Genomic DNA, 14,450 nt, shown 5'->3' with positions numbered 1-14,450 from the left:
GAGCAGAGAATTGGCCTTGCTAAGTTATTCGCGTCTAGATACGAAAATAGGCCCGAGCGCACAGAACGCGCCGGGCCAGAAACTACTAAAGAAAGGAATTTAATATTGCAGTTAAGAGGTAAAACACACTGCCACCAAAAGAACGCGAGCAAACGCAGGGAGTCCTCTCTCCTTATCCCTGCGCCCAGCCCTTGCGGTGGGCATAAATTGCCAGCTGGGTTCGGTCATCCAGCTCACATTTCATCAGCAGGTTGCTGACATGGGTCTTTACAGTTTTGATGCTGATATGCAGTTCCTCGCCGATATCCTTATTGGTCTTGCCTTCGGCAATGAGAAGCAGCACTTCCTTCTCCCGTTCGGTAAGGCCGGAAGAGTCTCCTTGAACCATTCGCTGGCGGATGCCGCGGGTAAGTGCCTGGGATACATCACCTGTCATAACCGGCATGCCGCGGAACGCGCCTTGAAGCGCGTAGATTAGCTCCTCAGCAGAGACCGTTTTGAGCACATAGCTGACGGCACCGGCTTCAATGGCATCTACAACAAGATCATCCTCCAGGAAACTGGTGAGAATTACGATTTTGAGACCCGGAAATTCAGCCAATACCGCACGTGTAGTCTCCGCCCCGTTCATCACCGGCATCATCAGGTCCATCAGAACCAGATCGGGCAGTGCATCCTTCCCCCAGCTCCGGAGCGTTTGCAGCGCTTCCTGTCCATTTGCCGCCTCTCCGATAACCTCAAACATCGGGTCCAGCATCAGATATGTTTTGAGGCCCATCCGGACCATGTCATGATCATCTACAAGCAGAACTTTTATAACACTCATATTTATCCTCCTCAGAGTATGTTGGAGCTTAACCTCCTGCATGCAGTATAAGCAGTATCTTAAGCTTTCGCCTGGTGTATCAGTTCTCAGCAGCGCCGGCATTATCCAGCTCCGGGTTACCCTGAACAAATTTTGGTATATGTACACGGATCGTAGTACCCGCTCCCTTACGGCTGATGATCTCCACCTGCCCGCCGAGCTTCTCCGCGCGTTCACGCATCGTTGTAAGTCCATAGGAACCCTGCTTATGCTGAACATGTTCAAAGCCTTGTCCGTCATCGCTGATGCTGAGCACTACTTGTCTCGGCACTTCACGCAGCGACAGGCTGACGAGCCGTGCTCCCGCATGCTTAACAATGTTCGCCATCGATTCCTGGATAATCAGGAAGAGCTGATGCTCAATGGCTTCGGACAGCTCTCCTTGCAGTTCAAGCTCTTTCACGCCTTTAAGCCCATTCTGACGGCAATAATCCGGGAACCATTTCTCCAGCGCCTCGAACAGATTCCGCCCCTCCAGTTCGACCGGCCGAAGCTGAGCAATCAAGGCTCTCATCTGCTTCTGCGCCATTTGGGACATGGTAATCAGCTGATCCATTACAGTTCTACCATGCTCCGCACTCCGCTCCAGCACTTTAGGCAGCGAAGAAGCGGACATATGAATCGCAAACAGCTGCTGGCTTACGGTATCATGCAGATCCCGTGCCATACGCCTCCGCTCTTCAAGCACCGCGCTCTCCGCTGCCTTTTCCTTTTCAATCACTTCCTGCTCACCCAACCGCTGCAGCAGCTGCATCTTGTTCTCCACAGTATCCATCATCATGTTGAACTCGTGATATACCCTGGCAAAGGACTGGTCATCGCTCTCGGGCATCCGTACCGAAAGGTTCCCTTTGGCCACCTGCAGCATATTCAGGTCTAAAAGATCAATCCGCCGCTGAATCCGCTGGCCGGCCATATATCCCACAACTACAGTGAACAGCACGATCCCCACACAAAGATACAGCCACATGCGATAATCTTGAACCTTGATATAGCCCAGGCATGTCCCGGCATACATAAGTCCGGCGGTTACCCCTCCACTAAGCAGAAAATACACCAGCAGCATCCATTTGGTATTGCTTAATAATTTCCCCATGCTTACCCCACCGTTTTAATTTTAATGTCGCCAATGAAGGCACTGACATTAATGCGGATTTTTTTGCCGGCTTCCTTATAATACGGTGTGGTACATTGGACACTACTCATGAATCCGCTTCGCGACTGCTCCAGCACCTGCATATCTCCGATAAAAGAACTGCTGTTCACCTTAACTCCCAGGTTCATATCTTCCGGTATATACACCTTGATATCGCCTACAAAAGCAGAGATATTGATCTTCGTCTCTCCGTAGGGAATCTGTGCGTTGGTAAGATCCAGGACGGTGTCGCCAATGAACTGCGAAATATTTGTATTTTTCAATTGAAAGTGATCCTTACCCATATGAACATCCCCGATAAAAGCAGACCGGTTCGTCGAATCCTTATGTTCACCGGTACCATGGAACTCTTCATGCCATCCGCCATGCCGGCGGGCGTGGCGGTCCCTGCGCTCCTGCCGTCTGCGTTCATGCCGTTCGTGCTTCTCCTGCCAGCGTGAGTCTGCAGCGGAGTGAAAATGCCCGGTTTCATCCTCATCTTCCTCTTCATCCTTATGAAGGTACTCATTCCAATCCCGTTGCCCTTCAGGCTTGCCGAATTTCTGTTCGAACTGCTCATCCAGCGTGGATTCGAGGGGCTTGGGAGGTTCGGCATCCAGAGAACCTGCTCCAGGTCCCGGAGGATAGAAAGGTGGCGGTGCTGGCGGTGACGGAGGTACTGGCGGAGTATGATCCCGGGGCTTGAAGATCACGTATAATCCTCCACCGATCAGCATCACGGGAATCAGTAATTTGAAGAAATCACCGGCAGAAACCTCAAACCAATCCAGATTGCGCCCCAGAAAATAAACCCCAAGTGCCAGGTAGAGGAACCCCCAAAAAGCAGATGAACCCTTGGAGCCGCGCTCATTCGTAGACAGAAAATTCTGCATTCCCATAATGATGAGAATAACCGGCCAATAATCAGCAAAAAGGGAACCTATACTGAAATTGGTATATCCCATCTGCCGTAGAAGAAACATTCCTCCCAGACCTATCAGGATCAAACCCCCGAGGATCTGGCTGGTGAACCGTCTTTTCATCCTTCATTTCCCCTTTATATTGGTGTAGCTTACTCATTCATTCTTATAGCCTTAGTCTACAGGAACAAGCAGCCGTAGAACAGCGCCGGGAGAAGGAAACTTGACTCAGCCTCGGGACCGAGGCGCATGGAAATAACAGTAAAACTCTGTCCACACAAAAAAAGACTGCCCCGCCGCTCAGAAACTGAACGGAAACGGGACAGCCGGTGATTGATCATCTGGAACTACAGCATTATTGCTGCGGTTTTTGAACCGGTTTTGCAATACTCTGCTTGGATGCGCCGTCATTTTCTACAGCAAACTCAGCATTGTATTTTTCATTAGGTGTTTTATAGTTTTCTTGAACCTTTGGTTTTTTAGAATTGGCCACGGAAATCACCTCCCTTGTCTCTTATGCAGTCTGATAGCAGAACACATCAGAGAATCTTACGAAAGAGGCTGTGAATTCTGCCCCAGTCCGTATTATGGGAAAGGCGGGACCTTATTATGCATGCTTATGTGAAATAAACTTCATACTGCCAATGAATAGGGCAAACCTAGATAACTTCCTCAAGAAGATCCTGTGGAATGGCATTGTAGGTTTGGATAGCCTTGCCCAGGCTCTTCAGCATGTTCTCGGTACATCTTCCGTTCCCCCGCTTAATGAGCTGCACGACTACCGTTTTTTTACCCCATTCCTTATACACCTGTTTGGTAGTGGAAAAATAAAGATCAATCTTCCGGCCCTTGATCGCCGAACCGGTATCTGCCACAATCGCGTAGCCATAGCCGGGAATATACAAAACACTGCCAAGCGGAATCACCTTAGGATCAGCGGCGATGGTCGATACAGCATTCTTGTCCCGGCGCACTTTAACACCTGAATACGTGATCCCGTACTGCGGATGCTTTGCGGTTTTGCCTGTAGATTCAAACCCTGCTGTGTAACCTGTGGCTGTAACCTTTAATGAGGTGATAATCTGTTCCGGCGCCGGTGCCGCTACCTGGACACTTTCCAGAGGCTTGGCTGCTGTATTACCCGGTGGTTTGGTTGCTTGAGGTGCAGCTGTATGTTTTGGAGCCTGAGTGGCTTCCGGCTTGCCGGACTGTGCGAGCGCTTCAGAACGGGATACCCCTCTGGAGACAGATTCTCCTTGATCATATAGTGCAGCTTGACCCACTGACAACACTTCCGGACGGGTGTTCCTGCTGACACTGCTGAACTGCAGAGTATCTTTGGTATATTGCGAATCGACTGACTGGTGTAAGTGGTTACTTAACTGATCTGCAGTGTCTTCCGCCCCATTAGCTTTCACTGGCTTGCGTCCAAAATCAGGATAGACCCCGGCAGCAGTCAGCAGCAGCACAATAGTAACGAAAAGACACCAAAACCTCTGGCATAAGCCCATTTTGTTCATTAGTTAAACCTCCCCCTATTAGCGAAGGTTTCCCGTTTCACAAAATTTTATACCTGCAGCTGTTAATACTGGCCGCAGGCGGCATATGACAGAGGTTAATTGAAAGACACTAAAAATACGAAAAAAGGTCTGTTACTGAAGCGTTAGATTACACGCTCCGCAACTTCCTTAACTAAGGAAGCAATCACTTCCTGCAGCGGCTGGGCACCGATATCGCCTTCTCCGCGCTTGCGGATGGAGACACTTCCGGCGTTCATTTCATTCTCGCCCACCACGAACATATAAGGGAGCTTCTCTAGCTGTGCTTCACGGATTTTGTAGCCCATTTTCTCGTTGCGAAGGTCCACTTCAGCCCGGATTCCGCTGGCAAGCAGTTTGGCTTCCACTTCTTTGGCGTAATCATCAAAAGCTGAGGACACTGGAATGATCTTCACCTGCTGTGGTGACAACCATAATGGAAGCGAGCCGGCAAAATTCTCCAGCAGGAAAGCTACAAAACGTTCCATGGTACCCAGGATTCCGCGGTGAAGCACGACCGGACGGTGTTTTTGTCCATCGTCTCCGACATATTCCAATTCAAAACGCTCAGGAAGCAGGAAGTCAATTTGCACAGTAGACAAAGTTTCTTCTTTGCCCAATGCTGTACGAATCTGCACATCGAGTTTTGGGCCATAGAATGCGGCTTCTCCATCGGCTTCGAAGAACGGCAATCCGGCTTCTTCTGCCACTTCACGCAGCATACGCTGTGCAGTCTCCCACATTTCATCATTCTGGAAGTACTTCTCAGTATCCTGCGGATCACGGTAAGATAAACGGAAGCGGTAATCGGTAATACCGAAATCGCTGTACACCTGCTTGATCAGATCAAGTACGCGGGTAAACTCGCTCTTGATCTGGTCCAGACGGCAGAAGATATGTGAATCGTTCAGGGTCATGGAACGCACACGGTGCAGCCCGGTCAACGCCCCTGACATTTCATAGCGGTGCATTGTGCCTAGCTCGGCTATACGGATCGGCAGATCACGGTAGCTGTGCATCGAACTCTTATAAATCATCATGTGATGCGGACAGTTCATCGGACGAAGCACAAATTCTTCAGTGTCGATAACCATTTTAGGGAACATATCTTCCTGGTAATGCTCCCAGTGTCCTGAAGTTTTATACAACTCAACATTACCGAGTACCGGAGTATATACATGCTGGTAACCGAGGCTCGCTTCCAGATCAACGATATAGCGTTCCAGAATACTGCGCAGCTTAGCGCCTTTTGGAAGCCAGATCGGCAGGCCTTGTCCTACCAGCTGGTTGAAAGTGAAGATCTCCAGTTCTTTACCCAGCTTACGGTGGTCGCGTTTCTTTGCTTCCTCCAGCAGGTGCAGGTACTCATCAAGCTGAGCTTTTTTGATCCAGGCAGTACCATATACACGCTGCAGCATTTTGTTCTTGCTGTCTCCACGCCAGTAAGCTCCGGCTACATTCATCAGCTTAAAGACCTTGATCTTCGCAGTGGAAGGCAAATGCGGACCGCGGCAAAGGTCAAAGAATTCTCCCTGTTCATAAATCGAGATCACACTATCTTCAGGTAATGCTTCAATCAGCTCAAGCTTATAGGGGTCACCCAGTTCTCCGAAACGATCCAACGCTTCCTTGCGGCTAACCTCAAGACGCACGATCGGCAGATTCTCAGAGACGATACGTTCCATTTCCTTCTCAATCTTGAGCAAGTCTTCCGGATTCAGCGGGTGCTCCAGATCCATGTCATAATAGAAGCCATCTTCGATCACAGGGCCTACACCCAGCTTAACTTCCTTAGTCCCGAAAAGGCGGCGTACTGCCTGGGCCATCAAATGGGCCGTACTATGGCGCATCACTTCGAGGCCTTCCGGCGAATCCAAAGTGACGATCTCCACCAACGCACCTTCTTGCAGCGGTGTAGATAAGTCTACAACAATTCCATTCAGCTTGCCGGCTGCGGCATTCTTGCGCAGACCGCTGCTGATCGAAGCGGCAACATCATCAATGCTGCTGCCATCGGCATATTCCCGGACCGAGCCGTCCGGAAGCTTGATATTTACTGACATGATTATTCCTCCTAATATTTTGGTAAGACAGATTAGTTACGGAACGGTAATGTCCATGCACACAAAAAACACCCGTCCCGCAAAGGGACGAGTGATTGCACCCGTGGTTCCACCCAAATTCGATTCCCGGCTTACAGGAATCCTTCGTCAGCATGGAGATAACGGCCATGAACCGGCGGTTCTTACTATCCCTGACAGGTTGTCCGCTATTGAACAGCACTTGGGAGTTCATAACCGCAGCTACAAAGGGGTAGATGAATTACCGGATACCGGAGGAAATCACAGCCTGAAGTTCCCTCTCTCTGAAACGGCCCTACATGTAAACATCCATGTCTTTGTCAACGCTGATAACGTGAATCTTGTGTAATTATAATTCTCCCTCCGGCCTTCCGTCAAGTCAGTCCCTGCATTAAGTCAACCGCAATACCATTCCCCGTAAAATAGCTTAAGGGCAGAAGCTGCATTCTGCCCAACAAGTCTATTCTTCCCGGCGTTTCCGTTCAGGCAAGCGGCCTGCGCGTTTCAAAGCTTCACGCAGCAGATATTCGATGTGTCCGTTTACGCTGCGAAATTCTTCTCCCGCCCAGCGCTCCAGCGCTTCGTGCAGGTCGGGATCGATCCGCAGCGGAAAGCTTTTCTTGGCCGCCATAAGGAACGTCCCTTAGTACAACGAGCCGGCATTAATGACCGGACTCGCTCCACGCTCTGATACAATCGCAACCATCAGATTGTTGATCATCGCCGCTTTGCGTTCTTCATCAAGTTCGACTACACCGCTCTCCTTCAGCTGGCGGATCGCCATATCTACCATACCGACCGCCCCTTCCACAATAATCTGCCGTGCGGACAGTATCGCAGAAGCCTGCTGGCGCTGAAGCATAGTGCTGGCGATTTCAGTGGAATATGCCAGATGAGTCAGCCGTGCTTCAATCACTTCAACACCGGATAAGGAAAGGCGGTCCTGAAGCTCAACTGCAAGTTCCTTGGCGATCTCATCCGAATTCGCACGAAGAGACATTCCCGTTTCGTTAAAATTGTCGTAAGGGTAACGGCTGGCCACATGCCGCAGTGCCGTCTCGCTCTGGATTTCTACAAAAGCCATATATTTGTCGACATCAAACAGGGCTTTGGCCGAGTTGATTACTTTAAATACAATGACCGCAGCAATCTCAATTGGATTCCCTTCGACATCATTGACCTTCAGCTTGACGCTGTTGAAATTCCGCACCCGCAGGGATACGGTCTTGCGGACACTGAACGGAATAACTGCAAAGAGTCCGCTAGTGGCAATAGTACCAATGTATTTTCCAAAAAAAGTTACCACAACCGACTTGTTCGGCTGTACTACCGTGATACTTGTGCATAGCACACCTGCTAAGACGAACAGAACTACAGGAACCACAGCATAGTCATAGGCTGCACCGTAAATCCCCCCTGCCAAGCAGATGGCAATAAGCGCAATAACCAGAAAACCGCTGACTGGATGCAGTGTTTTTTCTTTCATGATAGGCACCTCCATAAGATATGTAATTGATATTGATATGATATCACTTATGGATATTGTTGTAAACTAAAAACATCACTGCATCACCTCTGATTTTCTCTTATACTAAAGAATCGATCCAAAGTCATACTATTCTTTATGAAGGAAGTGGAACACATGAGTGTCAAGGAACAAGTACTGGATATTATCAAGGCATCTGCAACTCCGCTCAGCGCAGGCGAGGTCGAAAAGCTCTCCGGTCTGGAACGCAAAGCTGTCGACAAAGCCTTCACCGAGCTAAAAAAAGAAAATGCGATTGTCTCCCCGGTCCGCTGCAAGTGGGAAGCCGCTTCTAAGTAAATTCCCAATGAAACCCTTGCTGTAATTGAATGCACGATTCTCGCCATACAGGTCATCAATCTTTATCCTTGCATCAAAAAAGGAGCTCCACTGCCATCTAAGGATGACGGCGGAACTCCTTTTTGCATCTGTTATTTCATGCTGGATTCAAAACTTAGGAAACCTTCTTTTCCAGCATACGGTAAATGATAACCGCCGCTTGAGCGCGGGTTGCATCGCTCTTCGGTGCGAATTTCTGTCCATCCACCCCGTTGACAATACCAAGCTGTGTAAGCTGAGCTACTGCATCTTGGGCGTAAGGTGCAATTTTTGACTTGTCGCCGAAGTTGGCCAGTGCCGCCTTAGTATCAATGGATTTCAACTGACCTTTAAGTGCAGCAGCGATCATCAGCGCCATTTCTTCACGGGTCACTTCACGGCCCGGTTCAAATTTGCCGTTGCCGGAACCTTTCACAATACCGGCTTTAACAGCAGCTGCGATGGCATCAGTGTACCATACCCCTTGCTTCACATCGTTGAATGTGGCGCTTGCTCCTGAAGTACTGAGATTGAGATTCAGGGCACGAACCAGCATGGTTATGAATTCTGCGCGGGTTACTGTTTTGTTCGGTGCGAAGTTTGTTCCGTCAACACCCTTAAGGATTCCCTTAGCAGCCAAGGAATTGATCGCTGTCTGGGCCCAAGCCACTTTGCTCAAATCTCCAAAAGTGATTGCAGGTGTTGCTGTTGGAGCTGGAGTCGCAGTTGGTACAGGTGTAGCAGTTGGTGCAGGTGTTGCAGAAGGTACAGGTTTAGCCGAAGGAGTTGGTGTTGGTACCGTTCCTACGCTACCCGGATCAGAAGCTTTTCCGTTATTGATCCGGCCTTCAACCGCGGCTGTAATTGCACCGCCCTTGAACGTCTTCACAATATAATCATAGAAAACATCCAGGTCTGTTGGTCCTGCCAATGATGCACTGGCTTTGGTCAGTACGGTGTAGTTATCACCACCGGCAGCCATGAAGTTATTTACCACTGCTGTGTAGCTTTGAGTCATGTCGATTGGTGTTCCGTCTGTCTTAGTAAGGGCAGTAATACGGCTAGCTACTGGCAGATCCATATTCGCTGTATACTTCAATCCGGAAATTTGCAGTGTCTTCGTATCTGCAGTTCCGTCAGCTTTGATTGCCCATTGCTGCTGCAGCAGCGTCTTGATTTGTTCACCAGTCAGTGTCAGCTTCACCAGCGTGTTGCCGAATGGCTGGATTTTGGCCAAATCTCCAAAGGATACATTGCCCTTTGGTAGATCAGCGCGGATACCGCCTGGATTCATAAAGGCGAAATCTGCGGAGCCTTTGCCATCACCGAAGTTAGCTTGACGCATTGCATCGGCAATCAGGTTACCGAGTGGAGCTTCTTTGAGGTAAACATCTGTACGAGTGACCGTACCGTCTGTTGTACCGACAGGTTTCGTCAACTCAGGGTGCTTGGCCAGATATTTGTTAACCAAAGCTGCTGTTTCCGCATCTGGTGTAACATTTTTTTGAAGTGTACTGGTTACAGTTGCCGATTTGCTCTTCACATCACCAGTTGCACTATCAATAACCAGCTTGATGTCTTCGAACGCCGTACCATAAGAATAGGCTTGAACAATCAACTTGCCATTTACAACGCCATTGGCAAGTGCATGATTATCCCCTGCTACAACAACGTCAACTGGTGAGTTCGCAGGCAGAGCATTAGCCAGATCAGCAGCTTCTCCCGTGGTCACATCTGCTTTAGTTGTCGCCGGATCATGTGCAAGTACAACGATTGTCTTCACACCTTTTGCTACCAGCTCGGCAGCATATTTTTCAATAGCCGCTACTTCTTCGCTGGCGCTCAGGAATTTTACTCCTTTGGTGCCTTCAGGAGATACTTTACTTGGCGTAGCTTTGGTAACTACACCGATGAATCCGATTTTCACGCCGCCTACTTCTTTGATAACGTAAGGGTTGATAATCGGTGCCCCAGTAGTGCTGTCTACTGCATTGGCATTGATATAGTCAAAATCCGCTCCTTTATGAACAATGCTGGTGTTCTTAGGATCAGCACCGCCATAAATTTGGGTCTTCATGGCTTCAACGCCTTGGTCAAATTCATGGTTCCCGAGCGTACCAACATCGAATTTCATCAGGTTCATCCATTCCATCGTCGGCTCGTCACGCTCAAGCGAGGATACCGGCGCAGATGCACCTACAGAGTCACCATTGTGGAACAGCAGGGCATTAGGATATTTCGCACGTGTTTCTTTCAAGTACGCTGCGAGTGTTGCTGCAGTCCCTACTGGTTCACTAACACCATTCACAGTAACATAAGAAGTGGTATCGAGCTGGCCGTGGAAGTCATTAATTCCGAGCAAGTGAACTTCCACATCTCCGGTTGGAGCAACTGGAGCTTCTTTTAGATTAAGATTGTAGATTTCAAAGCCTTTGACGTCTTTAGAGCCTGTGTCTGTAACATTGGCAGGCTTCACAGCCGCCGCCTTCGGTGAAGAAGTGAAGGTCACATTGACATTCCCTTTAATTGGAGCGATTGACCAGTTGTTGTCTGCGGTCGGATCAACAGTTCCGGCTGCACTGATATAATCCATCAGTACCTGGCGGTTTTCCATTTGGGAGTCAATAATCATCTTCCCAGCTTTAACCCCCGGGAAGTTCCCGCCGCCGCTTGCGCGGTAGTTATTGGTAACCACGATGAAATCCTGATTATCATTCAAAGGTTGATCGCCATAAGTTATGGAAGTCACGCGGCTGGAAGAAGCATCATTAATCGTTCCATCCGGCTTGTACTTCGCATTTTTGGTTACATCAATTGTGTATTTGATACCATCAATAACATCGAAATTGTAGACAGCAAACGCCGAGTTCAAAAGCGGCTGTGGCGTGGTGATTGCCGGCTTGATTCGGTTGAACGCTCCTGCACTCATCTCTACCCATTCCTTCACTGTAGAGCCTTTAACCACAACGGCTTTCAGCGTGTTGTCATAGAGATAGAGATCACTTGCACTCGCAATCGTAAGATCGCCCTTTTGGATTTCAGTATATTCCTCAGGGCCGTTACGTCCGGCCTTGAATGGTGCGCCTACACTGAGAATCGGTAGGTCTTTATACTGAGCAAGCTTAGCATCCGTATTGACCAGATTCGAAACATACTGCTGCTGTGCATAGGTTACGATCTGAACGGTCGGATCATCCTGTACCAGAGCAAAATAGCTGTTCATTGGTGCAGTGGTCTTGCCCAACGGCTGATTCACGTATTTGATCGTGGCTTCATGGGCAGCTCCTGCAACTGCATCAATAGCAGGATCAACTGCTACACCGGCAATCGAGCGTGTCGAAGCCTTTGAAGATGCCTTATCGACTTTATAGCCGCTGCCATCAGGTACAATCTCCAGATCGATCAGACCCAGGTTACCCCCGCCATAACCGGCTTGAACTGCTGGAGTACCGTTAATATGACCGTTGAGGTTATCAATCTTTGCCACATCAGAATCATACGGCTTCTTGGTTGCCGGATCCTTAAAGGAAGCATCCAGCTTAGTGTCATCCCCGTTCGTCGGGAACACCTTGTGTGTATGAGAGAAGGTGATTGCATCAATACCATCAACCTTGCTTAGCAGGTTGATGGCATTTTCCGCACCGGTTCCTGCAACCGCAGAGGCATCAAACCCGGTGTGAGCCATTGCGATAATGACATTGGCACCTTTTGCCTTCATTTCAGGAACAAAATTGGCTGCAGTCTCAGCAATATCCTTGGTGATTACCTTGCCTTCAAGGTTTACCTTGTCCCAATCCATAATCTGCGGAGTTACCAGACCTAGGAGGCCGACATTAATCGTTACCATATTACCGTTACTGTCTGTAACCTTTTTAGGAATGATGACGTAAGGTGTAAATGTGTTTTTACCATCAGATACATTATAAATGTTAGCATTTACATATGGGAAATCCGCATCCGTATTTGATTTATCCGTTGCGCTTCCGTTGATTGTGCGATCCAGATAATCCAATCCATAATTGAATTCATGATTGCCAAACGTTGCAGCATCATAGCCCATAAGGTTCATAGCTGCGATAAGAGGATGAATCTGGTCTTGGCTTGCCTTGAAATTCGATACCTGGGCCATGTATGTACCCAGCGGTGTACCCTGAATCAAATCACCGTTGTCGAGCAGGAGATTGTTCGCTTCTTGGGTTCGAGCTTCCTTAACCAGCGTTGATGTGCGGTCCAGACCAACTGTAGTGGAAGCTGCATTTTTGAAGTAGTCCCAACCGTACACATTGGTGTGAACATCCGTGGTACTCATCAAGCGCAACTTCACTGTCCCAGGAGCAGCGATTGTTGAAGCACTTGCTGCCTCCGCTTTGCCTGCACCCAAAACCGGAACTGCAAAAACTCCGCCCAGCACTTGCGCTGCAAGAACAGCGGATGCCAATAAAGTAGCTACTGGCTTGTTCCATCTTTTTTCTACCATAAGTCAGATATCCTCCCCATATGTTTCTTATTCCTACTTATGCTGACCGCAAGATTGTATCATAACCAAAAATAGGAATCTAGCAGAAACCATTAAATCTATTAAATAGTTGTGTAAAATATCACTTTATCACTATTATTTTTGTTCTAAATGACGACATATGTTTACAAAAAAACAAAAAACGCCTATTCTCGAGGTTTTCATTAACAAAACCACCCAAGAATAGACGCCGCAAAAAAATCTTACACACAACGTTATGAATAAATAGATTATTATTGCAAAATTAGTTCTGCATTACAAAATCATTATCAATCTTCACATTCCCGTCTTCGAAGGTACGCAGAATATCGTAACGCGTGTTGCGCTGCGCAGGAATCTTGCCTGCTTCGCGGATCAGCTGGGTAATCGACTCGATGTTCACCTTGTAGGTGGCGCCCGCCGAGGACACGACATTCTCCTCAATCATGGTGCTTCCAAAGTCATTACAGCCATACTGCAGCGACAGCTTGCCAACCTCAGGCCCCATTGTTACCCATGAGGACTGGAAGTTCTTGATATTGTCGAGCACCAGCCGGCTGATGGCTACTGTCTTCAGATATTCCTCCGGGGACTGTCTGTCCAGCTTCAGATTCGTATTATCAGGCTGGAAGGTCCAGGAGATAAAGGCCAGAAAGCCTTCGGAGTCATATTTGTTCGCAATACACTCATCCTGGGCTTCACGTACCCGCAGCAGATGAAGTGCACGCTCTTCCATGCTTTCGCCAAGACCAATTACCATAGTCGCCGTAGTGTTCATGCCGATTTTGTGAGCGGTCTGCATCACGTCCATCCATTCACGCCAAGAGCCTTTGAGACGGCTGATTTTGCGGCGGGTCCGGTCATCCAGAATTTCTGCACCGCCGCCGGGGAGGGAGTCGAGGCCTGCAGCATGAATCTCGCGGACCACCTGTTCCAGCGGCAGCCCGGATACTTCGACCATCTTCATAATCTCCGCCGGGGAGAACGAATGCATCGTAATTTCCGGGAAACGCTGCTTAATCCCGCGCAGCAAATCCGTATAGTAGCTAAATGGCAGATTCGGGTTGGTTCCGCCCTGCATCAGGATTTCCGTTCCGTTCACATCGATAGTTTCCTGGATTTTCTGAAAAATCGTCTCGTCAGGCAGTACATAACCTTCCTCCGAGCCCGGTCTGCGGTAAAAAGCGCAGAAACGGCAGTACACATCACATACATTCGTATAATTAATATTGCGGCCAATGACAAATGTAGCCAGCGGGTCCGGGTGCCAACGCTTCATGATCACGTCGGCGGCAGCGCCCATTTTCTCAATTTCATTGCTCTCGAACAGCCGAATTGTGTCCTCCAGACCAAGACGTTCACCCTTCAACGTTTTGTCCAGAATCAGATCTATCGCACTCATCGTTCGCAGCCTCCTTTTTATGCCCATATTATAAGAATGGATAAATAAAATTTGCACAACATTTAAATACGCTCGTTCCTCCATCGTATCACAATCTGAACAGCTTGAAAAACCTTTACTGGTGCCGTTATTGCAATATTAATAGGTGATATATATAAATCCATATATTCT

12 protein-coding genes are annotated in these 14,450 nt (G+C 48.6%); 2 read left to right on the top strand and 10 right to left on the bottom strand.

Annotated elements, in window-relative coordinates; genetic code table 11:
- Nucleotides 1–172: 172 nt before the first annotated feature.
- The 6 genes from ACAN54_RS22090 to thrS form a co-directional block, all read right to left on the bottom strand.
- Entirely contained in the window at nt 173–826 is a 654-nt protein-coding gene (locus ACAN54_RS22090) for a response regulator (RefSeq protein ID WP_379160540.1), read from the bottom strand.
- Nucleotides 827–905: 79 nt separating this feature from the next.
- Entirely contained in the window at nt 906–1,961 is a 1,056-nt protein-coding gene (locus tag ACAN54_RS22085) for a HAMP domain-containing sensor histidine kinase (RefSeq protein ID WP_379160537.1), read from the bottom strand.
- 2 nt (nt 1,962–1,963) lie between these two features.
- Nucleotides 1,964–3,043, bottom strand: a complete 1,080-nt coding sequence (gene liaF, locus ACAN54_RS22080; RefSeq protein WP_379160534.1) for a cell wall-active antibiotics response protein LiaF — start codon at nt 3,041–3,043, stop codon at nt 1,964–1,966.
- Nucleotides 3,044–3,275: 232 nt separating this feature from the next.
- Nucleotides 3,276–3,413, bottom strand: coding sequence for a hypothetical protein (locus ACAN54_RS22075; protein ID WP_178382567.1), 138 nt, complete (start codon nt 3,411–3,413; stop codon nt 3,276–3,278).
- Nucleotides 3,414–3,579: 166 nt separating this feature from the next.
- The gene (locus ACAN54_RS22070; protein ID WP_379160927.1) at nt 3,580–4,203 is read right to left on the bottom strand and encodes a 3D domain-containing protein; all 624 of its coding nucleotides are present in this window, start codon (nt 4,201–4,203) and stop codon (nt 3,580–3,582) included.
- Between the two features lie 380 nt (nt 4,204–4,583).
- The gene (gene thrS, locus ACAN54_RS22065) at nt 4,584–6,521 is read right to left on the bottom strand and encodes a threonine--tRNA ligase (RefSeq protein WP_379160530.1); all 1,938 of its coding nucleotides are present in this window, start codon (nt 6,519–6,521) and stop codon (nt 4,584–4,586) included.
- 49 nt (nt 6,522–6,570) lie between these two features.
- Here thrS and ACAN54_RS22060 point away from each other — a divergent pair, with 49 nt between their 5' ends.
- Nucleotides 6,571–6,888 carry a hypothetical protein gene (locus tag ACAN54_RS22060; protein WP_379160527.1) on the top strand — a complete coding sequence of 106 codons (318 nt, stop codon included), beginning with the start codon at nt 6,571–6,573 and terminating at the stop codon, nt 6,886–6,888.
- Between the two features lie 111 nt (nt 6,889–6,999).
- Here ACAN54_RS22060 and ACAN54_RS22055 read toward each other — a convergent pair whose 3' ends face one another.
- Nucleotides 7,000–7,170 carry a type II toxin-antitoxin system antitoxin gene (locus ACAN54_RS22055; RefSeq protein ID WP_074109682.1) on the bottom strand — a complete coding sequence of 57 codons (171 nt, stop codon included), beginning with the start codon at nt 7,168–7,170 and terminating at the stop codon, nt 7,000–7,002.
- A gap of 12 nt (nt 7,171–7,182) precedes the next feature.
- On the bottom strand, nt 7,183–8,025 hold the full coding sequence (locus ACAN54_RS22050) for an SPFH domain-containing protein (RefSeq protein ID WP_379160523.1): 843 nt from the start codon (nt 8,023–8,025) through the stop codon (nt 7,183–7,185).
- A 156-nt stretch (nt 8,026–8,181) separates the two neighbouring features.
- Between ACAN54_RS22050 and ACAN54_RS22045 the strand changes: the two genes are divergently transcribed.
- On the top strand, nt 8,182–8,364 hold the full coding sequence (locus ACAN54_RS22045; protein ID WP_379160520.1) for a transcriptional regulator: 183 nt from the start codon (nt 8,182–8,184) through the stop codon (nt 8,362–8,364).
- A gap of 154 nt (nt 8,365–8,518) precedes the next feature.
- Here the strand turns inward: ACAN54_RS22045 and ACAN54_RS22040 are convergent, their stop codons facing one another.
- Both ACAN54_RS22040 and mqnC read right to left on the bottom strand, forming a co-directional pair.
- Nucleotides 8,519–12,859, bottom strand: a complete 4,341-nt coding sequence (locus tag ACAN54_RS22040) for a bifunctional 2',3'-cyclic-nucleotide 2'-phosphodiesterase/3'-nucleotidase (protein ID WP_379160516.1) — start codon at nt 12,857–12,859, stop codon at nt 8,519–8,521.
- 283 nt (nt 12,860–13,142) lie between these two features.
- Nucleotides 13,143–14,279: a cyclic dehypoxanthinyl futalosine synthase gene (gene mqnC / locus ACAN54_RS22035; protein ID WP_379160513.1), complete on the bottom strand. Its 1,137-nt coding sequence runs from the start codon at nt 14,277–14,279 to the stop codon at nt 13,143–13,145.
- Nucleotides 14,280–14,450 lie beyond the last annotated feature (171 nt).

Source organism: Paenibacillus diazotrophicus, from assembly GCF_042610465.1.
Note: the sequence above shows the minus strand (reverse complement) of the source record. Positions and strands in the feature narration are given on the sequence as shown.

Bases quoted from the DNA above. Each gene is read 5' to 3' on its own strand.
- ACAN54_RS22090 (WP_379160540.1), bottom strand. From the start codon at position 826: ATGAGTGTTATAAAAGTTCTGCTTGTAGATGATCATGACATGGTCCGG.
- ACAN54_RS22085 (WP_379160537.1), bottom strand. From the start codon at position 1,961: ATGGGGAAATTATTAAGCAATACCAAATGGATGCTGCTGGTGTATTTT.
- liaF (WP_379160534.1), bottom strand. From the start codon at position 3,043: ATGAAAAGACGGTTCACCAGCCAGATCCTCGGGGGTTTGATCCTGATA.
- thrS (WP_379160530.1), bottom strand. From the start codon at position 6,521: ATGTCAGTAAATATCAAGCTTCCGGACGGCTCGGTCCGGGAATATGCC.
- ACAN54_RS22060 (WP_379160527.1), top strand. From the start codon at position 6,571: ATGTCCATGCACACAAAAAACACCCGTCCCGCAAAGGGACGAGTGATT.
- ACAN54_RS22055 (WP_074109682.1), bottom strand. From the start codon at position 7,170: ATGGCGGCCAAGAAAAGCTTTCCGCTGCGGATCGATCCCGACCTGCAC.
- ACAN54_RS22050 (WP_379160523.1), bottom strand. From the start codon at position 8,025: ATGAAAGAAAAAACACTGCATCCAGTCAGCGGTTTTCTGGTTATTGCG.
- ACAN54_RS22045 (WP_379160520.1), top strand. From the start codon at position 8,182: ATGAGTGTCAAGGAACAAGTACTGGATATTATCAAGGCATCTGCAACT.
- ACAN54_RS22040 (WP_379160516.1), bottom strand. From the start codon at position 12,859: ATGGTAGAAAAAAGATGGAACAAGCCAGTAGCTACTTTATTGGCATCC.
- mqnC (WP_379160513.1), bottom strand. From the start codon at position 14,279: ATGAGTGCGATAGATCTGATTCTGGACAAAACGTTGAAGGGTGAACGT.